Here is a 24020-nt window from a genome sequence, read left to right as displayed (position 1 = left end):
ATTTAACTGGAAACTACAAATTTATTTTCGTAATCTCCGTTAAATATCACGATTATTAATAGCGATAGCTGCATGCTTAATACGCATTGGTTTATTGCATATTATTCAAATAACAGGAGACGTACATGGTGGATTTATGGCCATTAATTGGTGTAGTGATCATCACTGCAGGATTAGCATTTAAATTAAATACCTTACTCGTTATTTTAACCGCAGGTGTTGTTACGGGTTTAGTGGCTCACATTCCATTATTTGAGATTTTATCTATTTTAGGGGAGTCATTTACCAAAAACCGTTACATGTCACTGTTTATTCTTATATTACCTATGATAGGTATTTTAGAACGGTATGGCTTACGTCAACGCGCTGAAACTTTAATTGGTAGTATGAAAAGTGCCTCAGTGAGTCGTGTATTACTAACCTATCTTGCGCTACGTAAATTAACTAATGGTATGGGTTTACATTTAGGTGGACACCCATCAATGATCCGTCCGCTAATAGCGCCAATGGCTGAAGCCGCCGCAGAAAAGCAAGTGGGTGAGTTAACTGATAACCAAAGCCAACGTATTCGTTGTTTATCTGCCGTGAGTGAAAACTTTGGTAATTTCTTTAGTCAGCTATTGTTCATTGGCGCAGGTGGATTGTTACTGATCAAAGGTGTGATGGAAGATAACGGTATTGAGGTTGAACTTGAGCAAATGTACTTGTGGGCACTTCCAACAGCGATTGCTTCTTTCGCCGTCTTTGCTGTGTGTTGCAAATTGGAAGATATGCGCTTAGCGCGTCATTTGGCCACCCAACCTGCGCCACTAAAGGAGCAAGATAATGCTTGAGTATGTTTATCAAACCACAGGCTTATTACTGATTGCTTTTGCGATACAAAGTTTTGCCGATAAGAGTAGTGCTAAGCGGTGGGGAACTGGTGCATTTTGGCTGATTTATGGTATCACTTTTATGTGTGGTCCCTTGATGCCTCATTGGGTAACAGGGTTATTAGTATTGGCGTTAACCTTGCTGGCAACGGGTGGCTTTATGGGGGTCGGCAGTTATAACACTACCGACGACAGCACCAAGGCAAAGAGTGCGATTACGCTTAAAAATAAACTGTTTATTCCAGCTGTGCTGATTCCAATTGGTACCATTGTCGTTAGTCAATGTACTGATTTAGGTGCGCTTACTGGGCTGGGTATTAGTTCAGTGTTAGCAATTGGTGTCGCGTTAGTGATCACCAAAGGAACCGCAACGCAAAGTATCAATGAAGGCCGTCGCTTAATTGATGGTATTGGCTGGGCGGCAATATTGTCACAATTTTTAGCTGCATTAGGCTATTTATTTAGTCAAGCAGGGGTCGGTGATACCGTTTCACAATTAGTTAAGATGATAGTGCCAGATAATAATCTGCAAGCTTATGTTGTGGCTTATTGTGTGGGGATGATGTTATTTACGATAGTTATGGGTAATGGTTTTGCTGCGTTTGCGGTGATCACGACCGGTATTGGTATTCCATTATTGATCATTGAGCAAGGCGGTAACCCAGCTATTGTAGGTGTACTAGGCATGCTATCGGGCTATTGCGGTACATTAATGACACCTATGGCTGCTAACTTCAATGTTGTTCCTGCTGCACTATTAGAACTTAAGAATAAAAATCAAATAATTATGACGCAATTTTTACCTGGCTTAGTGATGCTAGCCTTCAATATTGTCTTAATGTACACGTTGGCTTTTTAAAGGACAAATAACCATGAAAAAAATACTAATTACCGGATTTGAGCCTTTTGGTGGCGCAGCAATTAACCCTGCATTAGAAGCGGTTAAATTACTTGAGGGCGTGGCACTTAATAACGGTGAAATTGTTATCTGCCAAGTCCCTGTTACGCGTTTTAAAGCAATTGACGCCGTAATTGAGGCGATTAAACATCACCAGCCAGATTATGTGATCACTGTTGGTCAAGCGGGTGGACGTGCGGCGATCACACCAGAGCGTGTGGCGATTAATATTGATGATTTTCGTATTGCAGATAACGAAGGTAATCAACCGATTGATCAACCGATTGTTGTTGATGGCCCTGATGGGTATTTCTCAACTTTACCAATTAAAGCGATGACGCAAGCGTTACAACAAGCAGGCATTCCGTGTCAGGTTTCTAATACAGCGGGTACTTTTGTCTGTAATCACTTATTTTATGGTGTGCAGCATTACTTACGTGATACTGATATTGGGCATGGTTTTATTCATATTCCCCTCTTACCAGAGCAAGCAGCGCTCACGGAACAACCGAGTATGTCGTTAGTGATGATTGCTGAAGGTTTAAAGGTGGCCGCTCAAGCAGTGATTGATAATGAGCAAGATATTCAATTAACTGGCGGTACTATCTGCTAGTTATTGTTGATAAATTGATATAAGAGCTACACCGGTAGCTCTTCTTCAATAATATCGGGATAGCGGCTTTGAATAAGTGTGACTTTGTCAAGTGAATCTAAAATGGCATCAATACATAAGGGATCAAACAGAGTTCCTGAACCATTGATTAAATACAGTTCAACATCGTCGATTGACCACGGTTGTTTATAAGGTCGGTGACTTAACAATGCATCAATAACATCCGCGACCGTTACTATACGTGCTTCTAATGGAATATCCGTACCTTTGAGTTGACTAGGGTATCCTTTTCCATCATAGCGTTCATGATGATGACGAATAATATTTAAAATAATATCCAGTTCTTGGTTATTATTATATTTAAAGGTAGTTAATATGTTGGATAGTAACTGACAACCTAATTCAGGATGTTGGTTCATTATCGCTCTTTGCTCTGTGGTATATATGTCAGTTGAGTATAAAATATCTTCTGGAATAAGAGACTTACCGATATCGTGCATGTCAGAAAAATGATAAACAGAATCAACAAAGTCGCCATTACACTTTTTTCTTTTTGCTAAATAAAGCCCTATTAAGCGGCTATATTCAGCCACTCTTTTTAGATGGTTTTGAGTTTCTGGATCTTTGTGGTGACTTAACAATAAGACTGTTTTGACAATAGAGTGAAATGCTTTTTTATTATTAAAATCATCACTAATAAGAAGCGTGATAAGAAGAGAGAAAGCCGTAAAATAATTGACTTTTTTGCTAAAAAAATCTTTTACTCTGGCATTAATAAACAGTACACCAATAAAAACGCCATTAGTATAAATTGGACAAGCCATGCTTGAAATACAATTACTCTGTAATAGTCGTAAATGAATACGCTTTACTGATGATTGGTGACAAAGCATATTATCAATAATACTTGGCTCTAATGACGAGCGCATTTTACTTAAGCGTGGTGATTTACTGATAGACTCAATAAATGTTGGAAAATTATCGCCATAATCAGCACTACGATAAACGGAGTATAAATTATCGTGATCATCCATTCGAGTTACAGCAATCCCTATAATATCGGGGTATAATTCTTGTACCGAAGCAACAAAGAGATCCAATCGCTCTTTAAGAGAACGGGTTGAGTTTAGGAATGAATACATCAAAAAAATCCTTTTCATAACATATGCACATTGGTTTATATTTGATCAGGAAAATTTGTTTGTATAGTTATTTATTAGCTATAAGCACTATTTTTTACATTGTGGAGTGGAATAGCGCTATATTGACGCTATTCCTATGCCATGATGATTATTTCAGAACGACTTTACCCATTGTATCTGTTGACCAGCTATAGCTTTTTTCGTCTTTTCCTATCAGTTTGGCTTGACCCTCAGTGAGTGCGATAAGTTGAGTGTTTTCGTCATCAGTGAAGATAAAAGATTGGTCTTTGATCGATTCAGTTGTCCAAGAACCATTATCAGAAAGACTACCGTCAGTATAAAAACCACGGAAACTGGTGGTGAGTATTTGCTCGTCTTCACCTGATATTTGAACGGTAATACTATTATCGCTACTTAGGCGGTAACGAAGAGTATCGCTGCTAATTGTCGGCGCTTTAAACTTCACATCTTCGTCTGTCTTGATAATAAACCGTGCGTTATTTTCACGAGTAATATCAAGTTTTCCATCAACCAGTGTAATCGTTGAATATTCAGTTTTAGCGATATCAGTAAGATGATCGGCAATATTACATCTTAATGTTGTGAAATCAGCGTTGATCTGTTCTTGTTTATCAACACAAGTGCCTGCCACATATAAAACAAATGCATTGATGTCTGTAGAAATTTGAGCGTAATCTTGTTTTTGTTGTTCAGTTAGAGCCGAAATATCTAATCCAACTTTATCAACAATAATATCTTCACCATCATTAGAGTTACAGCCAAATAATGCTGTTGTAATGAATGCAGATAAAATAAATTTATTCATAACACTTCCTTTGTATATTTATATTGTCGATCAAATTTAAATGTGATTTTTTAGTTATTTAAAACAACTATATTTACAGGGTAGGTTATTAATAAATAAAATCTATTAATGCTTTTTGCTGTTTATTATTTGTTTTTTTATTTATTAATCATGGTGTTATGTTTTGTTGTGGCATTTTTTGTTGTTAGTATTTATTTAAAGTTTGTTTTTATTTTAATGCTAACTATATGTTGTAGTTATATAAAAGCGTGATAGGTATTTGACTGTTCTTAAATACAAGAAAAGTGTCTTAAAAATATAAAAAAAGCGAATCAAAAGATCCGCTTATAAATTATGTGAATAAATTAAATATGTACCAACGTATTATAAAATACCCATGCGTAGAACGAATAGAACCGAGAACTATCGGTAGCATTAGTAATTTCAAGAAGAAGTTTACCGTAGACTTCAATGGATAAAGTTTGCACTCCTAAATGGTTGAGGCCAGTATCTGATTAATCGGCTTAACCCAGCCAGTATCTGAGGTAGCTTTAAAGCTCATTGTCCTACTCGTTAAGGATATACAAAACAAATATGTATAGCTGTCTATACGCTAATTTGGTGTTTAGTGATGGTCATCGGTTTCCTGATTTAAATCCAGGAACTAGGGCTCGAATAGAGTCAACATGCTCTAGCTCGTGTCTATTCATCAACTGTAAGTTGAAGGCATGCGGCGGCAAAGAAGCATCAGGAGTGCAGTCAACATTAAGATCATTTAATACGAAACCTGCTAAAGCTTCGTTAGTAGTAATATTTCGCACGTATTGACCACCCATACCAAGATCAATGGCTAAGTCATTTCTATTTTCGTGCTTAGAGTGTGGCGCAACACTTAGTACGACATTACTACTCCAAAGATCATCATCTTCTATAGCGATGCTGTATAGGCAATCAGTTTTCTCAGCCTTAAGGATTCGACTGATTCGAAAGCACAGGAATTTGCGTCTTTTACTGTCCCAAGCACGAATGTGCCAAGCCCCAAGTCCTTTAAATATAGAATGAGGCGTCAGGGTTCTAGTCTCGGTGCTAGTTGAGGAACTGTACAGGACGGAAATACTGTGCTTATTCAGGATCGACCTTGTGACTTGAGAGACGATATCAATTGAAAGGGAGTCCAACACTGTTGCGAAGCTGCTTACGCCATAAGTTGTTACAGGAATAGAGTTAACCTCCTGACCCCATGCGATTAACCTCAGAGCAGCTTCGGGATCATGCTCAAAAGCTGGGCTAAACGATGATGACCTCATGTATGCTCGCAGGCTTTCGTTGAAAACCGTATTGTTGGGAAAACGTTCTTTGTAAGCATTAAAAGAGCGGCTTGCTGTAGCAACAGCAATATCACCGTGCTGAATAAGGTCGGAGCGATTCACTTTCCCAAAGAAGCAGAGATAGAAATCAATAAGCCTTAGTCGCTTGGTTTGTGGAGATTCGACACAACGCACAATGATTACCCTTATCAAAATGAACTGTACTAATTTACTCTAACGAATCATTTGATTCCAATGTAATATGATACTAGTTGATTTCTTGACCGCTAGCAGACACGACACACTTGGATCTTTTGGGTGTTGAGGCATTTCTATCTTAAACGCAGCCTCTTAACTCTGGTGGAAGTTGGAAGCACAAATAATGGACTTACTTAGTGGCAGCTGAGTCAGTAAGTTTGTTGTAGATCATTCACTAACCGAGGGGTTGAGAATATCTCTACCGTACTGTGATGAAAGAAATGAATAAATCTGAAACAAAAAGCTCAAAACTACTAGGGATCGTACTTTTTCACTCATTTATCCCAGGGAAACTATTCAAGGTCAAGGCTATCGGACATAGCAACAATACGGGTGATAACGGAGCTGGTAAATCGACTTTGTTAAGTTTACTTCCAGCCTTTTATGGAGCCGATCCGAGTAAGCTGGTGGATAGACAAGCGGATAAAGTTTCCTTTGTCGATTACTATTTGCCCACCCCAAAATCTGTCATCGTATTCGAATATGAAAAACTTGGTGAGAGAAAGTGTTCTGTAATGTATCGGAATGGCTCCAGTGTCGCTTATCGGTTTTTGACAGGAACCGCTGAACAATTGTTTTCTCAGCATTTGTATGACGAGCTAATTAAGCAGGGAAGTGAAACTCGTACATGGCTTAAAAACCTTGTGTCTCAGTCAATGTTAGTAAGTTCGCAAATTGAAACCAGTGTCGATTACCGCGCAGTCATTTTAAATAATAAAAACCGTTTAGCTCAAAGAAGTCGTGCGGGTAAAAACTTAGTTGCAATCGCCCATGAGTATTCGCTGTGTTCTGCGAGCCATAACATGAATCATATCGATATTTTGACGGCGACAATGATGCGCCATAAGAAAATGTTGAGTCGTTTCAAGACGATGATTGTTGATTGTTTTTTGAATAATACATCAATGGACGATGTTCCATATAAGAAAGAGTATATCAACTTAGCAAATAGCCTAGATGTGTTTGTTCAACTAGACACTAAAAAGAGCAAGTTCGATGAAGCAGTTGCAAGTAAAGACAGCCTTGATGAGTACATAAAGCAATTAAACTCCTATCGAGCTCAAATCGCTTCTTATCTGCGTCAACTGGCATCAAATGATACTCAGTTGTCTGACAAAATTCGTTCGCAGAAGGAGTTGTACGGCTCCCTGGTCAGTGAGAGGAAAGATAGACTTCAAAAGCTTGATACTGAGTTAAGCATTCATCGGACTGAGTTTGAAAGGAAATCCAAAGTAGTTGATGCTATTTACAATAAGCGTGACAAGTACGAGAACGAGGATGATATTTTAGGGAAAATCACGCTTTATAATAGCTTGAGTGACTTGCTGAAGGAAACAGAATCTGCAAAGAAACATTTCGACAACTTACTGGAAGACGTAGAAACCGAAGAAAGTACATTTAACAGCCAGGTGCAAAAATTGGAACTCGAATGTGCTGATTTCCGCTCCCGTAAGCAAAGAGAAATCAATAGCATACTCAACACTAAGGAAGAGATATTCGAGCAAAAAAACGACCGTTTAGAGGCGATGCAGAGTGACATCAACCTTCAAAAGAAAAAGTTGCAAGATGAGTTTGATGAACAGTCTGACAAGATAAGACAAGAACAATTCCGACTTGCAATTCTAGAAGGGCAGTCTTTAGAGTTCACACCAGAGCAAAAAGGTGAATTACGTAGTCTGGAAAGTGATCTTGAGAGTAAGCGTGAAAAACTTAATGCTTCTCACAATGCAGTAATTCATTTGAATGAGCAACTACGTCAGGCAGAGAAAAATCATGAGAGCAGTCTTTCTACTTACCACACATGTACTAGTGAATTAAAAGAAATTTCAGATGAAATAGTTTCTGTTAGTCGTGCATTATTGCCAGCAAAAGGTTCGCTCAACGAGTACCTAGATCAAAAAGTGCCTGATTGGCGCGGCAATATAGGCAAAGTAATAACTCCTAGTTTGTTAAATGCGAAAAACTTGAAACCATTTTTCGACCCAGAAGCTACGGAGTCGATTTTTGGTCTCCATTTGGATCTGGATTCAATCGCACTTCCTGATTTATGTCTGAGTGAAGAGAAGCTTTCAGAGCGATTAGAGACTCTAAAAATCAAGGAGTCAGAAGTAGAAGTTCGGCAAAGTAAAGCGAAGAGCAGAGCTAAAAGTGATGAGCAAGAAGCAGATAAGCTTCACAAAGAAATAAAAATTCAAAGTCAAAGAACAAAAGTCTTTGAGGAAGAATTGAGTAAGCTCAATCTCTTAAAAGATCAAAAAACAGTCCAGTTTGAAAGTGATGCTGAAAGTCGTAGATCTAAAGTTAAGAAACAGAAAAGCGTACTAGAGTCGCAATTTTTCGCTATCAAGTCTGAGCTGAAAGAAAAACTTGAAAACGAAGAACAGCGCCATCTACAGGAGCGTGTTCAGGTAAAAGCTAACTTCGACTATCGTTTGTCAGAAGAAGACGCGAAAAAAAGTGCTATTGATGATCTGATTAAAAATAAAGAAAAGATAACTTCAGACAGAGTTAGTGACTACAAGTTAGCGTTCAACCAGGCGTTGATGAATAAAGGAGTGGATCCTGTCAGCATCGAAAGAGCCAAGTTGAAGTGGGAATCCCTCGAGCGCCAATGTGAGGAAATAAAAACATTTCAAGCTTTAATTCACGGTTATGGTACTTGGCTAGAATCAGAATGGAAATACATTGATAGCTATAATTCTGAAATTTTGGTTTTAGAGCGCCAGATCGCGAGAGGTGAAGCGAAGAGAGACGACTATGAGAAGTCGGTAAACAAAAGAATTGATGAAGTATCGTCTTCAATTAAGTTAGATGAAGAAGATCTCATTACAGTCAAGGAGGCCATAGCGCAGCTTACTTCTTGTACTAATAGTCTAGAAAAAGCGGTCGATGAATCAGATTTAGCTAACGTAGAGGATCTCTCTGTAGATTCGGAATTTCATTCTGTTGAGCACGCAGTGAGTCTCGTGACGGATAAAATTACTGCGATTAACACGCTTAAGAAAGAAATCGTTAGTAAAGTAAAAGACGTAAGTAACACAATCTTAGGGTTGGATGACAACAATGAAATAAAGATGATGTGGGAACTGATGCGCTCTGCGACCATGACGAAGCTTTCAGAAAATTATGACTATGCTATCAACTACGATAGTCCTCAATTTTCCCTTGCTTGCTTGGGAGACCTTGAGGAGCTTGTCCTTAACGTGATTCCAGATGTTAGGGACGTTAAAATTGAGACACTTCGCTCAATATCGACTCAAATATCTAACTATCACCAAACTCTAAAACAGGTGAATAGTAAGGTTGATTCAGTTTCAACCACTCTGGATAAGTCGATTGAAACGGGCAATCCTTTCCCTGCTATCGACAGCATACACATTAAACTGTCAAGCAAGATTCATACTTTTGATCTTTGGAAAGACCTCAACCTGTTTAGTGTCGAATTGGATAGATGGTCAGGCGAAACCTCAAGAGGTCTACCTTCCAAAGCGTTTCTTGCTTCTTTCAAGCAACTGCTGGCTTCATTTAAAGAGGCTCAGATATCTAAAAACTTAGAGTCTTTGGTCGAGATGGAGATAACGATTGTTGAGAACGGACGCCCAGCCGTGGTTCGTAATGATGAAGATTTAGAAAAGGTAGGCTCCGAAGGGATTTCCAAACTGGCAATTATCGTTGTTTTCTGTGGGATGACTCGATTCTTGTGTCAGGATGAAGACGTTGCCATTCACTGGCCGCTAGACGAATTAGGGAAAATCTCCATCTCTAATCTGGCTATTTTATTCGACATGATGGCTCAAAAAGGTATTTGCTTGTTCACTGCTCAGCCAGATCTGCATCCAGCGACTTACAAGTACTTCGCGACAAAAAATCACATAGTGAAGAATGTGGGTGTTAAATCATTTATTGGTGGACGTAGAAGCAGAGTCAACCCATTGCTTTCTGAGTCGAAACAAAATCAGTCTACGGAGGTGGTTGAATGAATAAGTTTGAATCGGTTTTCCGATTGCTTATGAGTAAAAAAGTGATCTGTGAATATGCATCTCCTATTGAGTACACATATTTATCCGATACGAGAAATCGAAGTGACATGAACCAATACCTATCTCGAATAAGCATGACAACTGTCAAAACACAAGACGGCCTAGGTTTTTACTGTGGATACGAGAACATCGATAACACCCGAAAGAAAAATGAAGTTATCAAAGACTTTGAAGTTTTTTCACAGACGATGGAAGGGATAATCGCTTGGCTAAAGCTAGCCCGAAATATCGACTCAGACTCCAGACCTATCATGGCTGGTGGCAAGCTTTCGGAGTCAGAGTTACTTGCAGCAATAGAGGAAAGTAACTCACTTCAAAATCAGCTTGATCATATTGCACACAAGCTTAAAAGAGCCTATAAAAGCAAAGAGAGTAAAACGAAGCTGAGGTCGATCTTAGATTATCTTGTCCAAGAAGGATACTTTGTATCTCCATCATCAACTGGTTCTCTTTTTATCGCTACAGCGAAATGGTCATTGCTTTATGAGACTTTGGAGTTTATCGCTATTAATGAAGGGATGCTGGAAAATGAAGCTGATGGTGGAAATGAATTAGATACTCAAATGGGGTTGATTTAGATGTCTCGACAAGTGGAGTCAAAAGAAGCTGTGCGAGCTCTAAGTACTCATACTGACGTAGTAGACGAGGCTTGTTATGAGCAAGCTGGAGTACTTCATCATAGTGAAAGCAATAAAGCTGCAATTGCAGCGCTTACAAAACATCAGTTGGCATATCACTTAGATGATGAGCATGGAGTCCAAATTCATTCGTCTGTTAAACGTTTACTGGATAGGGTAACGAGTCGTTATAGATTCAGAGAACGTCATGGTGAGTTTTCTAATCAGATTGAAAACTTGGATTATGCCGTTGACAGTTACCGACGAGTTAAGGACTTCAATGATGATAAAAAACAACACTACTTAGATGAAATTCGAGAGATAACAGTCGAGATAAATGACGCCTTAGTTGAGACCGTGTCTTCTTTTCATAGGATCGTTGCGGATGAATTTAGCATGGTCACTGATGTTGATGACAAAATTCGTCAAATCGGTCGATGCAAACTTGAGATCGGTAGAATCAATAGTATCTTCGAGCATTTAAGTGTGAAAAAGCTAAGGGAGTGGGTACAAACTGATATTCACCTTGAGCGAATTCTTTTGAAGCTACTTAAATCTAAAATCGATATAGCATTGAAGGACTTAAATGTATCAAACAAAAAAATGGTCGATATGTTGGTAAAGCTTCAGCGAGATAAGAAATCTTCCAAGCTTAATCGCATTATTGATGTTTTTGCAGCTAAGTTCCAAGATGACAAAACCTTTTCGCCATCTATAGATTCCATTGAATGTTTGCCTGACTGCTTGTCTCAGGTTTCGAAAACAGAAGTACGAGCCTACGGAAATACTAACAGTGACATTCAAGCTGATGACTTAATTGATTTGGCTGTAAGGGCTCTTGCTAGCTGTGTGAGGAAAAAAGGCAAAGCTTCAGATTTAGACAGTATCGAAGTTACAGATGTCCGTGAAGATGAAGAAGAGTTTGAACTAAACGAGGTAGATGAAGCGCTAGAGTTAATGTTTGAGGCAATAAAATCCAACCCTAACATTCTCCCTCTATCTGCTGCGCAAAGCTATACACTGTTTGATCTCGATATAGAACTAGAGGACTGGCTTTTACTGGTAGATGGATACATTTGTGCGCAAAAAGTCGGTTTGAAGAGTATCGTTCAAATTAAGGAAGAAAGAGAAGTCGTATTACCTTATGACGGTAATGTGATTATTAGTGATATTGTTTTTAAAACAATCGGAGGTGCTAAATGACGCTATCTCTATCGCTAATTAATGCTGCTAAGAGGATTGTTGTTAATTCGAGGGAGAGGATTCCTGCCAACAAGTCCAATACTGAAGTTTGCAGGCTCGTAGAAGTCGGGGCCGTTAGTGGCAATTCAATTCTTTTATCCCGTTCAGAATTGAGGGAAATTGAAAAGTATTTTACTTCAATATTGGGAGAAAATCTTCTGACCTTTCAACAGAGTAGCAACTCTCGGATGGATACTGCACGCCCTGGTATTAGCGAGAAGTCTGCAAAAGGTGGTGTGTTTCAGCAGCTCATTAGCTTAGCTGGTAATGTGAATATCCCTTTAAAGAACCAGCCAGATGTACCAAAAGAAGCTAGGTATGTAGCTTCTGTAGAGTTGGATGATTTAGATTTCCCACGTTTTAGCCGAGTACTTATTATCGAAAATGGCGAGCTAATGGTTCGATGGAAAGAAGTTGTATTCTCTTTGCCAGATGAATGGCAATCCGCTGTGCTTGTTTACCGTGGTCACGGAAAAAACCAAAAAGACCTACCAACTCTGATTGAATGCTTTGACAACAATGCCGTTGAAGTAGGCTTTTTCTATGATTACGATCCAGCAGGCTTGGATATGGTTGAGCAGCTAAGTAATGCTAAACACTGTTGGGTTGTTCCTGCCTTTAATCTGGAGTTATTTCAAAGTATCAATAAGCTAGATGAATTTTTAAAACAACTAGATCAGCTTGAGAGGCTCAAGAGTAGAGATGTTAGCTCATCAATACGAGAGCATTTAACCTTAATTGAGATGAATACATTGGCAATAACGCAAGAGCACTTGATCAAGAATCAGTGTTCTCTAGTAAGTTGTAATCTGAAGTAGGTATTGTGTACAAATTTGGCTAAAAAAGGCGAACTAAACGGTTCGCCTTTTTAATTAAAGTTAGCTTCCAACTTCGTTATCTGTGAGTGTTTACAAAATTACTCTTCGTAATTCTTAATGCTTGGACATGAACAAACTAAATTTCGATCTCCAAATACGTTATCAACACGATTCACACTTGGCCAATATTTCGCGGTTTGAGTGTGTGGTGATGGGAAGCAAGCAACCTCGCGGCTATAACAATGAGTCCATTCAGCATCACGCAGATCGGCTTGAGTGTGAGGGGCATTAACCAATGGATTATCTTCTAAAGGCCATGCGCCAGTTTGTACTTGATTAATTTCCTCGCGAATGGCGATCATCGCTTCACAGAAACGATCTAATTCGGTTAAATCTTCTGATTCTGTAGGCTCAATCATTAATGTACCCGCGACAGGGAACGACATTGTAGGTGCATGGAAACCATAGTCCATTAAGCGTTTTGCAATGTCTTCTTCTGATATACCAGATGCAGCCTTTAATGGACGAATATCAATAATACATTCGTGGGCGACGTGACCTTGTGTACCGCGATACAAAATAGGGTAATGAGGTCGTAAACGTTCCATTATGTAGTTCGCATTTAATATCGCGATCTCGGTAGCTTGCTTTAGTCCTGCTTCACCCATCATTGAAATATAGGCATATGAAATCGGCAGAATTGAAGCTGATCCGAGTGCTGCTGCTGATACAGCATATTGATTTTCCTGTGGGTGTTGATTATCGATATGCCCCGGTAAGAAAGGACTAAGATGCGATTTAACTCCGATAGGTCCCACACCCGGACCACCACCACCATGGGGAATACAGAAGGTTTTATGAAGGTTTAAGTGAGAAACATCCGAGCCAATAAATCCAGGGCTGGTTAATCCCACTTGTGCGTTCATATTTGCGCCATCAAGGTAGACTTGCCCGCCTGCGGCGTGAACACGTTCACACACTTGCTGTACGCCTTCTTCATACACACCATGGGTTGAAGGGTAGGTGATCATAATACAAGACAAATTATCGCGGTGTAGATCAATTTTGTTTTGTAAATCATTAAGATCAATATTGCCTTGGTCATCACAAGCCACCACAACCACTTTCATTGACACCATTGCAGCAGAAGCTGGGTTGGTACCGTGGGCTGAGCTTGGAATTAAACATACATTACGATGGTGATCACCATTGGCTTGATGATAGCGTTGAATCGCAATAAGCCCGGCATATTCACCTTGTGCACCAGAGTTAGGTTGCAGCGAGACAGCGTCATAACCGGTGATCGTGCATAACTTAGCCGATAGCTTTTGCACTAGCTCTTGATAGCCCAATGTTTGTGCTGGTGGAGCAAATGGGTGGAGTTGACTAAATTCAGGCCAAGTGACAGGGATCATTTCTGTGGCAGCATTGAGTTTCATCGTGCAGCTACCAAGCGGGATCATGCCATGGGTGAGTGAATAGTCTTTATTCTCGAGTTGTTTCATGTAACGCATCATGTTGGTTTCGCTGTGATAGCGATTAAATACCGGATGGGCCAGAAACTTACTTTGGCGACGGCAACGCTCAGGAATTGCAGCAAACTCATCAGTAGCAATGGTTTCAGTATAGTAACTTAGATCAAGTGCTTGATTAGTGAGTAAATGAAACAGAGTTCGAATATCATCAATCGAGGTGGTTTCATCAAGACTAATACCCAGTTTATTGGAATATTTGCGTAAGTTGACGCCAGCGTCCAGTGCTTGTTGATACAGGCTGTCTGTTTGTTCTGCGGTAACTAATGTGAGCGTATCAAAGAAGCTGCTATTTTCAATAATAAAGCCGTTATCTTGTAAACTAGCAGCCAAAATCGCAGTAAAGTGATGTACACGGCGGCCGATTTTTTGAAGCCCTTCTGGCCCATGATATAACGCATAAAAAGCTGCCATATTGGCAAGTAACGCTTGGGCGGTACAGATATTAGATGTCGCTTTTTCACGGCGAATATGTTGTTCACGAGTTTGCATTGCCATGCGCAGTGCGCGGTTACCTTTGGTATCTTTTGATACGCCAATAACGCGTCCTGGCATAGTACGTTTGTATTGATCTTTGGTTGCCATAAAGCCAGCATGAGGGCCACCAAAGCCCATTGGTACGCCAAATCGTTGCGCACTGCCAATCACTACATCGGCTCCCATTTCACTTGGTGGTGTCAATAAGGTTAAGGCTAGCAAGTCACTGGCAACGGTGACCAAGGTCTTTTTACTGTGCGCAGTTGCAATAATATCAGTTAAATCTTCAACTTGACCATTGCTTGCAGGATATTGTAATAATGCGCCAAATACATCGTAGTCTTGGAGTTGTTGTGGCTCACCGATAACAATCTCAATGTCAATAAATTGGGCACGAGTTTTAACTACATCAATCGTTTGCGGGTGAACATTGGCGGCAATGAAAAACTGCTTACTTTTATTTTTACCGGCACGAAGACACAGCGTCATTGCTTCAGCGGCTGCGGTTGCCTCATCCAATAAAGACGCATTGGCGAGATCCATGCCTGTCATATCCATCACTACTTGCTGAAAATTAAGCAATGACTCTAAACGGCCTTGTGATATTTCAGGCTGATAAGGCGTATAAGCGGTATACCACCCTGGATTTTCTAAAATATTACGTAAAATCACACTCGGGGTATAAGTATTGTAATAGCCCTGACCAATATAACTTTTGTTGATAATATTTTTAGATGCGATCTGTTTGAGTGAAGCTAGCATATTGGCTTCACTTTGTGGCATTGGTAATGCCATTGGTTCAGGTAATGCAATGGACGCTGGCAGAGTCTGTTGGATAAGTTGCTCAATGCTTGATACGCCAATTGCCGCTAACATCTGTTGTTGCTGCGACAGGTTCGGCCCATTATGTCGCTGAGCAAAACGAGAGTCATCACTAAGAATGCTAAGTAATGTAGTAGACGTCATTATTGTTTCCTTGGCGATGGCATTATACTTCAGCAATAGATGCAAGGTACGTATCGCTATCCATTAGTGCGGTAAGCTGTGACATATCGTCTAATTTTATTTTAGCTATCCAACCACCAAGATAAGGTTCCTCATTAATGAGCTCAGGGCTATCTTCAAGTTCGCTATTGGTTTCAAGAATTTGACCGCTAACGGGCGCATAAATATCAGAAGCTGCTTTAACCGATTCGACTAATGAAAAGGTTTCTCCTGCATCAGTAACATCCCCAATATCCGGCAGATCAACAAAAACAACATCACCTAACAATTGTTGTGCATGCTCTGAAATGCCCATGGTGATAGTACCATCACCGTTATCACGTACCCACTCATGGCTGGTTGTAAATTTTAGTGTCGTTTCCATGCTTATACTCCTGTAGGGAAGATTGTATGAGTAACAATGTTGATTAATATTGTTAGTATTTGTATTCAAGCTGCGAATGTTAATTTATTGGTTCAAATTCTACGTAACCGTTTGCTGGTTGTCATAGCTATTTAACAATATTGCGGATGCGATCAAGATATCAGTTATTGGCTTTTCCGTTCTAGTGGTGCTTTTGATAGGGTGGATCAATCATTGGATATCGCCTGTGGCTATTTGGGAGTAAATCATCATGTCTCAACCTTTATTACAGACTCCGTTATATGATCTACATGTTAGAATGGGGGCCAAAATGGTGCCTTTTGCAGGTTATGAAATGCCTGTGCAGTATAATTTGGGCGTTAAAAAGGAGCATTTGCATTGTCGTGATGCCGCTGGGGTGTTTGATGTTTCACACATGGGACAGCTACGTTTACGGGGCGAAAATGCGGCAAAAATGCTCGAAATGCTGGTTCCTGTGGATGTTATTGATTTACCGGAAGGCAAACAGCGCTATGCATTTTTTACCAATGAAGCGGGTGGTATTGAAGACGATTTGATGGTGACGAATTTTGGCGATCACTTGTTTATTGTGGTCAATGCAGCCTGTAAAGCGCAAGATATCGCACATTTACAATCACATTTACAAGCAGGTGTAGAGCTGGAAGTCATTACCGATCGCGCATTATTAGCGTTGCAAGGTCCTAAAGCTGTCGAGGTGTTAGCACAATTGAACCCTCAAGTGCGTGAGATGGTATTTATGGATGCAGTACGTATTGAGCTGTTAGGTCAAGAATGTTATGTCAGCCGTTCAGGTTATACCGGTGAAGATGGTTTTGAAATTTCAGTACCAAATTCACATGCACAAGCATTAGCGACAGCTTTACTGGCTAATGAATGTGTTGAATGGATCGGATTGGGTGCTCGTGATTCTCTGCGTCTAGAGTGTGGGTTATGTTTGTATGGGCATGATCTTGATTCGACAACCACACCGATTGAAGCAAGTTTATTATGGGGGATCAGTAAAATTCGTCGTACAGGTAGTGAACGTGCTGGTGGCTTTATCGGCGCTGATATTATTTTAACGCAGATGGAAACGAAAGCTGTAGATCGTAAGCGAATCGGGCTGATTGGACAAACTAAAGCACCAGTTCGAGAAGGTAGCTTATTGTTTGATGCTGATAATAACCAAGTAGGGTGTGTGACCAGTGGTACTTTTGGTCCATCAATTGCGATCCCTGTTGCCATGGCCTATGTCGCGCTGACATCTAGTGAGATTGATACAGTATTATTTGCAGAGGTACGTGGTAAGCGATTGCCAATGACAGTCACTAAAATGCCTTTTGTTGCTCAACGTTATTATCGTGGATAGATGTCCGTAGCCGATAAGTGTTTATTGTGGTTGATCATCTTTATTGAGGCGTCTAGTTGTACGCCTCTGTGCTCAACTATAAAAATAATTAAGTCATATTATTTATATCTTTATAAACTGATCGAAACATTAATTGAAACCCATCTTTTGTGAGTTCTTTTGCTTCTATTTTTGCTGCTTTTAGACGTCGATAACACTCAGCCAATGTTTTGATAAACAGATCTTTTTCGGTTGGTGTTAGATGTTGAATATCCATCGTTAAATCTTCTTTATTTTGGGTGCTGTGCTCTATATCTGAGATAAGATGATTATGATTGGATATAGAAGTTAGTCATAGTATTTGTTTAACATGCTGCTCATTATTTTATATGGGTATACTATATACCGTTTTAAAATGTCATGGTAGTGACATAATTTTCAAAATCGAAAAATAAATGTTAATACTAGTGACTGGTTGTGTGGCTTTATTTGTGTTTCTTTTTGAGATTGCGACTTACTTGTTTCAATTATGAGTGAAAATTAGTAAGTCGCTGTAAGTTAACTGCTTTTATTGTTAATTTTGCATTGTTTATTAGTCATTTTTACATAGGAATGTATATAAAAACTCAGTGATTTTTGTCATGTCATCAACGGTAATAAATTCTTCTGTTGTATGAACTTTACTCATACCCGTTGATAGATTGACTGTTTTTAAGCCATTACCATTAAATACATTGGCATCACTACCGCCACCGGTTGATTTTGTAAATGGGGTTAAGCCATTAGCGCTAAATGCCGCCATAATACTTTGTACATGTGGGTCATTATCATCAATATGATAAGCATTGTAAGAACGGCTCGATTCGATATTGATCTGAGCGCCGTGTTTTGCTGCAGCTTGCTCAAAGGTTTCAATCATATGTGCAGTCTGGCGTTCAAGCTTGGCATCATTTAAAGAACGTGCTTCTGCTGCAAGGTATAGTGAAGGCATTACAATATTGGTCACTTGTCCGCCTTGAACAACGCCAATGTTTGCTGTGGTTTCTTCATCAATACGTGATAAGCGCATGTTGGTGATAGCATCAGCCGCAACGGTTAATGCGTTAATGCCTTCCTCTGGCGCTAAACCAGCATGGGCAGGTTTACCTGTAATGGTGATTTTTAAACTCTGCTGACCGGGTGCTGTGGTTACAATCGCGCCAATTGCACCGCCTGAATCTAATACAATCGCTTTCTCTGCGGTAATGTAGCTCATATCAAACAGTTTAGAGCCTTGTAAGCCACCTTCTTCATGAACAGTGAATGCTAATTCAATGGTTTTGTGATCACGGTTGTTAGCTTGAATACAACGTACCGCTTCCATAATTGCAGCAATGCCTGATTTATCATCACCGCCTAAAATGGTGTCGCCTTTTGAGCGGATCACGCCATTTTCAATAATAGGTTCGATATCATTACCCGGATTGACGGTGTCCATATGGCAACTAATTGCGATAGTGTCATTGATATTACCGTCTAAACGGGCATAAATATTAAAGCCGTTAGATACCGCTTCTGGCACAGGTAAACGATGAACACTGAAACCTAATTCACCTAATTGTTCAGCTAGGGTTTCAGCAATGGCTTTTTCATTGCGTGATTCACTGTTGATTTTGATTAGTTCAATAAAGTGGTTAATAAGGCGTTGTTGATTAATAGTCGACATAATTTAGCTTCACGTTGGTATGGAATGCTATGACTGTAAACGCAAACGGAAGAGTAGGGGTTGGGGTTAAATCAAATTAAGTGGCAATTTATTAATAAAAATATCAAATTGTGTTAGCGGTATCGTATTTGTGGAAAGAATTTAGGTGCGAGGTGCGAGGTGCGAGGTGCGAGGTGCGAGGTGCTTGTTATTAGTAATAAAAAACCACCGCTATGATTAGTAACGGTGGTTTTTAGTGTTACCTATAATCAAGATAACAATTATCGGTTAAGGATTAACCCCAAACGATAAGGCTGTAGTTTTTCTTACCACGACGGATAAGTGTGTAACGACCAAACAGTTTGTCAGCATCTTGGAAAGCGTAGTAAGCATCGCTTACTTTTTCGCCATTAACCATGATTGCATTTGACGAAATGTGAGTTTTCGCTTGGCTACGAGATGTCGCAAGCTCAGCGTTAACAAGTACTTGTTGAAGATCGTCTTCAGCAGATGCTTGTGCTGTTGGCATACCATCTTGTGCTAGTTGCGCAAAATCAGATTCTGATAAGTGCTCAAGGTCATTTTCAAATAGGCAACGAGTAATGTTCTGCGCTGCTGCTAATTGCTCTTCACCGTGTACTAGTGCTGTTGCTTTTTCTGCAAGAATACGTTGTGCTTGAGGCGCTTTGCCGCTGTTACGATCATCTTCTTCGATCTGTTGAATTTCTTCTTCAGAAAGGAAAGTAAAGAAACGTAGGAAACGGTATACGTCAGCGTCTGCTGTGTTCATCCAGAATTGGTAGAACTTGTATGGGCTAGTTTTGCTTGGGTCTAACCAAACAGCGCCGCCTTCAGTTTTACCAAACTTAGTACCATCAGACTTAGTAATTAGCGGTACAGTCATACCGAATACTTGCTGTTGGTTCATACGACGAGTTAGGTCGATACCGGCAGTGATGTTACCCCATTGGTCAGAACCACCGATTTGCAGTTCCATGCCCATGTCTTTGTTCATGCTTGCAAAGTCATAAGACTGTAGCAAGCTGTAAGCGAACTCAGTAAAAGAGATACCTACTTCGTCACGGTTAATACGTTGCTTAACAGATTCTTTGCTGATCATTTGGTTAACAGAAAAGTGCTTACCAATATCACGTAAGAATGTTAGAACATCCATATTACCAAACCAGTCATGGTTGTTTACCATGCGAGCAGGGTTTGTTGCATTGTCAAAATCAAGGAAAGGAGAAACTTGACGTTGGATTTTAGTAACCCAGTCTGCAACAATATCTAAAGTGTTAAGTGAACGCTCAGTCGCTTTAAAGCTTGGATCACCAATCATACCGGTAGCGCCGCCAACCAAGGCTACTGGATTATGACCCGCTTCTTGGAAGCGCTTAAGGCAAAGTAGAGGTACCAGATGACCTAGGTGTAAACTATCTGCCGTTGGATCAAAGCCGCAATATAATGTAATCGGACCCTTCGCTAAACGTTCGCTTAAAGCTTCTTCATCCGTAATTTGAGCGATCAGACCGCGATCTTTAAGCTCCTGAATTAAATTCAAATGATTCATGTGTTCTCCAATAATCATTTTATTTACGTTTATTTAAAAATAGGTACGGCATTATTCAATGTCAGTATCTGGTTTATTATGACTTGTAGACCAATAAATCCTACAACAAATAACGCTATATTATTTGTCGCTACATTATATTCAATTTGATGTTGTTTACCACGAAGTTTTCTAAGGGCAAGCACAGGAAACAGAATTGCTAGGATTGTTAAGAAAATTGCTGCAGCACCTAAAGCTGGAACAAAGCCATTAGGATACACAAGCGTGAAAACCAAAGGTGGCAAGTAGCACAGTACAGCAGTCATTAATCTGTCTATGGTATTATTACCACGTTTAAAGGTGCTTGCCAATGAATCAAATAACCCTAATGAAACACATAGATAGGAAGTGAACATGGCAATGGATGAGAAAGCACCAATTAGGTAAATAATGTTGTTATTTTGAATAAATATTTGCATTTGTTGAAGCATAACGCCAACACTTGAGCCGTGTTGTGCAACATATTGAAAACTATGGTTACCAAATCGAGGTAACGAGCCTAACATGCTAATTTCCCAAATAATATAAACAACGAGCGGAAGTAAACCGCCAGCAACAAAAATATTACGTAATGTTTTGGGGTTATCACGGCCAATATATTTCACCATGCTGGGTACACTGCCATGAAAACCAAAGGCAGTAATAAATACAGGAATCGCCGCAAAAGCATATTTTGCTGAATCGTGACTGTTGACTAAAAAATGACCATGAAGGTAAGGAATAATCGTAATAACCAGAATAAAGAAAATAACGATATTACTGGTAAATAAAACTCGATTGGCAATATCAACCGCTTTGGTGCTAATAAACACAATGGTAGCAATAATTATTGTGAATACGATTGCAATGGTATGTGATGATAACGATATATGAAAATAATCAGTGAAATCATTTTTATATATCGATGATGCACCTGCTATATATGCACACGATAACGCATAAAGTAATAACAGTAGTGATATATTAATTACCCATTTACCTGTTTTGCCAAATAAATCATAAGCAATGGCTTCAAGGCCTGTGCCTTCTGGGTAATTAAGACAAACTTCTAATAGCATTAATCCGGTATAGGTCATTATTGCCCATAAAACGGTTAATAATAGAATGGTATTATAAATCCCTAACCCTGCAGAAATTAAGGGTAAAGCAAGCATTCCAGCGCCTAACATGGTTCCTGAAATTAGCAGCGTCGCGCCAATAGACTTTACATTCATGACGATTGTCCTGTGAATAGTACCTAATAGTTACCAAGGTATTAGGCAATAAGAACTTAACCGTCGATAATGAATAATCGACGATAATTAATTAAAATATAAGTTGGTTTCATTGGTATAAAAAAACGCCAGTCATGAAGACTGGCGCTGTATTCCTTATTAAGCAGCGGTATGTGCTAATTTTTGTTTGTTTTCTTCATCAATAATTTCACTTAGAAGGCTTGTGAATACATCACGAAGGTTATTCCAGTAATTATTAAAGCGAATTTCATCACGTAGGAAGTGAGTCATTACCGCTGAACGAAGAATATATACAGAACCAACAGTGTTCCATTCATTGTCACTAAAGCCACGGCTTTCTGCATAGAGACGTGGAGTTTGACCGTATTCTTCTTCTGATAGAGAAGTAGAAGAGGTTAGGAAGTCTTTAGTGTAAGTACGACCTGTTGCGTAAGAGCATAGTTCGTAAATGCGTTGGTTTAGTTTGTTATGCGCTTCTAAGCTATCGTTACCGATTTCTTTGAAAGTAAAGTCAACCATATGGAAGTCTGGGTGCATTAGAGGGCGAACCTCAAACCGACGACCATCAACAACAAATGGTTCTGCTGTTGCTAATTTCTTCGCAAACCAATCGGCAGTCACAATACCGCGACCAATCACATGACCATAGCCACTGATGTTTAGTGGTACTAGACGGTGAGCGGCCCATACTGCAGCAGCTGTTGCACCGGCTTTTGAACCTTCCATGATAGAAGAACCAAGTACGACTTGTTTATTTTCTTCATTTTCGTCGCCCGCTTCTTCAAATACGTAAGCGGCGTGGTAAGAAATTAAGTCTACAATACGCTTATCTTTCATAGCGACAGCACCCGCTGCGTATTGAATGAAACCAACCTTATGTGGATCGACAGTGATAGAATCAGCTTCAGACATTGCCGCAAACGCATCGTAAACAGCACGTTTAGGCCATACAACACCTTCAGGGATCACATCATCGTTACGATAACGCTCGATCAGTGCATCGTATTCCATGAATTGGTTATCATCATCAAGGAACATTGAACGTACGTAACCACCGTATGCTGCATCAACGTGCACGTAGAAAGATGCGCCGTATTTCTCTTCACACTCTTGACGAAGTTTGATCACTTCATGTACAGCGTCAATAGAGCCTTCTTCAGTCGTACCAACAACAGATACCATACCAAGAATAGGTGTGCCTTCTTCCATGAGTTTGAATGTTACTTCACGCATTTTTTCAACGTCAGTGCGGTAGTTACCATCAACGTCTAGAGGAACAATGTGCTCTTGACCTAGGCCAAGTACATCCATTGCTTTCATCCATGAATAGTGCTTAGAACGAGGCACTAAGAACTTACCTAGTTTACCTGCATCAACCCCAACGCCACGTGCTGTTAATGCACGAACTTCTTCAAAAATACCGCGTTTTTTCAACTCATCTGTTAAATCTAGAATATCTTTAGATTTCATATTCAGTAGCTGGTGCTCAGTCATACCTTCAACAAGATCTTTTGATTTATCACAAGCTGCAATGGCGAGTGGCATTGTTTTAAGATTACGTGCAACCCAAACACCTTCATAGTTAGCAACAGTACCGCCTGAAGTGATATGTGCCCATGATTTGTTTACATCGTAGCCAAACATACGGCATAGGTCATGACCTGCAGCCAACTCAAGTTCTGTCGTCACAGGTGACGCTTCGTGTGCACAGTTATTTGGGTTGTAAAGCATCGTCATCACGTATGCAAGGTTTGACACCATTAATGTATCAGCATTCATGTGGCCAAGGTAACGAGGAGAGAACCATGGCACTGACTTTGTTTTAAGGCGTGCTGATAGATCTTGCAAAATACCTTCAGTACGGTAAAGCGTATCGCGGAAATCAGGTTGATGTTGAGTAACAGGCGTCATTAATGGCGCATCTTCAGGATGGAAATCAGAACGCCAGTGCATATGTTCACTGACAGCGTAATCCATCATTTCTTTGAAGAATACTTGGTTTTCTGATTTTGGACCTAAGAATAGGGCATCTACGTTCATTTTGTCGCTCATAATAAAACCTATTTACTTATCAATAAACGCAATTCAAAAGACGGTTTGTGAGTCATAATGAATATATTGTTTTTAGTAGTTAATTTAATAATTTTTGGTCTG

The 24020-nt window shown here is 39.7% G+C and carries 18 protein-coding genes; 8 read left to right on the top strand and 10 right to left on the bottom strand.

The genetic code is table 11. From position 1 onward, the window contains the following. The first annotated feature begins 125 nt into the window (after window positions 1–125). From G6R09_RS03285 to pcp, 3 genes are read left to right on the top strand one after another with little or no spacing between them, the layout of a single operon-like run. Window positions 126–833 carry a DUF969 domain-containing protein gene (locus G6R09_RS03285; protein WP_065166918.1) on the top strand — a complete coding sequence of 236 codons (708 nt, stop codon included), beginning with the start codon at window positions 126–128 and terminating at the stop codon, window positions 831–833. Then, the gene (locus tag G6R09_RS03280) at window positions 826–1731 is read left to right on the top strand and encodes a DUF979 domain-containing protein (RefSeq protein ID WP_065166917.1); all 906 of its coding nucleotides are present in this window, start codon (window positions 826–828) and stop codon (window positions 1729–1731) included. Before G6R09_RS03285 ends, G6R09_RS03280 begins: the two co-directional genes overlap by 8 nt. Before the next feature lie 13 nt (window positions 1732–1744). Beyond that, window positions 1745–2383 carry a pyroglutamyl-peptidase I gene (gene pcp, locus G6R09_RS03275; RefSeq protein ID WP_065166916.1) on the top strand — a complete coding sequence of 213 codons (639 nt, stop codon included), beginning with the start codon at window positions 1745–1747 and terminating at the stop codon, window positions 2381–2383. A 26-nt stretch (window positions 2384–2409) separates the two neighbouring features. Here the strand turns inward: pcp and G6R09_RS03270 are convergent, their stop codons facing one another. The 3 genes from G6R09_RS03270 to G6R09_RS03260 form a co-directional block, all read right to left on the bottom strand. Continuing rightward, complete coding sequence (locus G6R09_RS03270) at window positions 2410–3525, bottom strand: HD domain-containing phosphohydrolase (RefSeq protein WP_065166915.1); 1116 nt, start codon at window positions 3523–3525, stop codon at window positions 2410–2412. 148 nt (window positions 3526–3673) lie between these two features. Then, window positions 3674–4351 carry a hypothetical protein gene (locus tag G6R09_RS03265; protein ID WP_065166914.1) on the bottom strand — a complete coding sequence of 226 codons (678 nt, stop codon included), beginning with the start codon at window positions 4349–4351 and terminating at the stop codon, window positions 3674–3676. A 614-nt stretch (window positions 4352–4965) separates the two neighbouring features. Beyond that, complete coding sequence (locus tag G6R09_RS03260) at window positions 4966–5832, bottom strand: WYL domain-containing protein (RefSeq protein WP_065166913.1); 867 nt, start codon at window positions 5830–5832, stop codon at window positions 4966–4968. A 284-nt stretch (window positions 5833–6116) separates the two neighbouring features. On the opposite strand from G6R09_RS03260, the gene G6R09_RS03255 reads away from it, so the two are divergent. Genes G6R09_RS03255 through G6R09_RS03240 form a run of 4 tightly spaced genes read left to right on the top strand, consistent with a single transcriptional unit; the run spans window position 6117 to window position 12612 of the window. After that, a complete protein-coding gene (locus G6R09_RS03255) occupies window positions 6117–9875 on the top strand; it encodes an ATP-binding protein (RefSeq protein ID WP_163920480.1) in 3759 nt (1252 codons plus the stop codon). Then, a complete protein-coding gene (locus G6R09_RS03250; RefSeq protein ID WP_163920478.1) occupies window positions 9872–10513 on the top strand; it encodes a hypothetical protein in 642 nt (213 codons plus the stop codon). Before G6R09_RS03255 ends, G6R09_RS03250 begins: the two co-directional genes overlap by 4 nt. After that, the gene (locus tag G6R09_RS03245) at window positions 10514–11755 is read left to right on the top strand and encodes a hypothetical protein (protein ID WP_163920476.1); all 1242 of its coding nucleotides are present in this window, start codon (window positions 10514–10516) and stop codon (window positions 11753–11755) included. After that, window positions 11752–12612 carry a hypothetical protein gene (locus G6R09_RS03240; RefSeq protein ID WP_065166714.1) on the top strand — a complete coding sequence of 287 codons (861 nt, stop codon included), beginning with the start codon at window positions 11752–11754 and terminating at the stop codon, window positions 12610–12612. The genes G6R09_RS03245 and G6R09_RS03240 overlap by 4 nt, the downstream gene beginning before the upstream one ends. 98 nt (window positions 12613–12710) lie before the next feature. On the opposite strand, the gene gcvP is transcribed toward G6R09_RS03240, so the two are convergent. Together gcvP and gcvH are read right to left on the bottom strand one after the other, a co-directional pair. Next, window positions 12711–15587 carry an aminomethyl-transferring glycine dehydrogenase gene (gcvP, locus tag G6R09_RS03235; protein ID WP_163920474.1) on the bottom strand — a complete coding sequence of 959 codons (2877 nt, stop codon included), beginning with the start codon at window positions 15585–15587 and terminating at the stop codon, window positions 12711–12713. 22 nt (window positions 15588–15609) lie between these two features. Then, a complete protein-coding gene (gene gcvH, locus G6R09_RS03230; RefSeq protein ID WP_065166716.1) occupies window positions 15610–15990 on the bottom strand; it encodes a glycine cleavage system protein GcvH in 381 nt (126 codons plus the stop codon). A gap of 250 nt (window positions 15991–16240) precedes the next feature. On the opposite strand from gcvH, the gene gcvT reads away from it, so the two are divergent. After that, a complete protein-coding gene (gene gcvT, locus G6R09_RS03225) occupies window positions 16241–17359 on the top strand; it encodes a glycine cleavage system aminomethyltransferase GcvT (protein WP_065176975.1) in 1119 nt (372 codons plus the stop codon). 88 nt (window positions 17360–17447) lie between these two features. On the opposite strand, the gene G6R09_RS19820 is transcribed toward gcvT, so the two are convergent. The 5 genes from G6R09_RS19820 to G6R09_RS03205 all read right to left on the bottom strand — a co-directional run bounded on the left by G6R09_RS19820 (window position 17448) and on the right by G6R09_RS03205 (window position 23918). Next, a complete protein-coding gene (locus tag G6R09_RS19820) occupies window positions 17448–17615 on the bottom strand; it encodes a hypothetical protein (protein ID WP_181314991.1) in 168 nt (55 codons plus the stop codon). Between the two features lie 315 nt (window positions 17616–17930). Continuing rightward, a complete protein-coding gene (locus G6R09_RS03220; RefSeq protein WP_163920472.1) occupies window positions 17931–19043 on the bottom strand; it encodes a M20/M25/M40 family metallo-hydrolase in 1113 nt (370 codons plus the stop codon). Window positions 19044–19317: 274 nt separating this feature from the next. Beyond that, window positions 19318–20592: a tyrosine--tRNA ligase gene (gene tyrS, locus G6R09_RS03215; protein ID WP_065166719.1), complete on the bottom strand. Its 1275-nt coding sequence runs from the start codon at window positions 20590–20592 to the stop codon at window positions 19318–19320. Window positions 20593–20621: 29 nt separating this feature from the next. Then, window positions 20622–21845, bottom strand: coding sequence for an aromatic amino acid transporter (locus G6R09_RS03210; RefSeq protein ID WP_163920470.1), 1224 nt, complete (start codon window positions 21843–21845; stop codon window positions 20622–20624). Between the two features lie 159 nt (window positions 21846–22004). Then, the gene (locus G6R09_RS03205; RefSeq protein WP_065176973.1) at window positions 22005–23918 is read right to left on the bottom strand and encodes a pyridoxal-dependent decarboxylase; all 1914 of its coding nucleotides are present in this window, start codon (window positions 23916–23918) and stop codon (window positions 22005–22007) included. Window positions 23919–24020: the final 102 nt, after the last annotated feature.

Source organism: Photobacterium sp. Alg240-V54 (assembly GCF_900537155.1).
GTDB lineage: Bacteria > Pseudomonadota > Gammaproteobacteria > Enterobacterales > Vibrionaceae > Photobacterium.
This window is presented reverse-complemented; position numbering and strand designations above follow the sequence as displayed.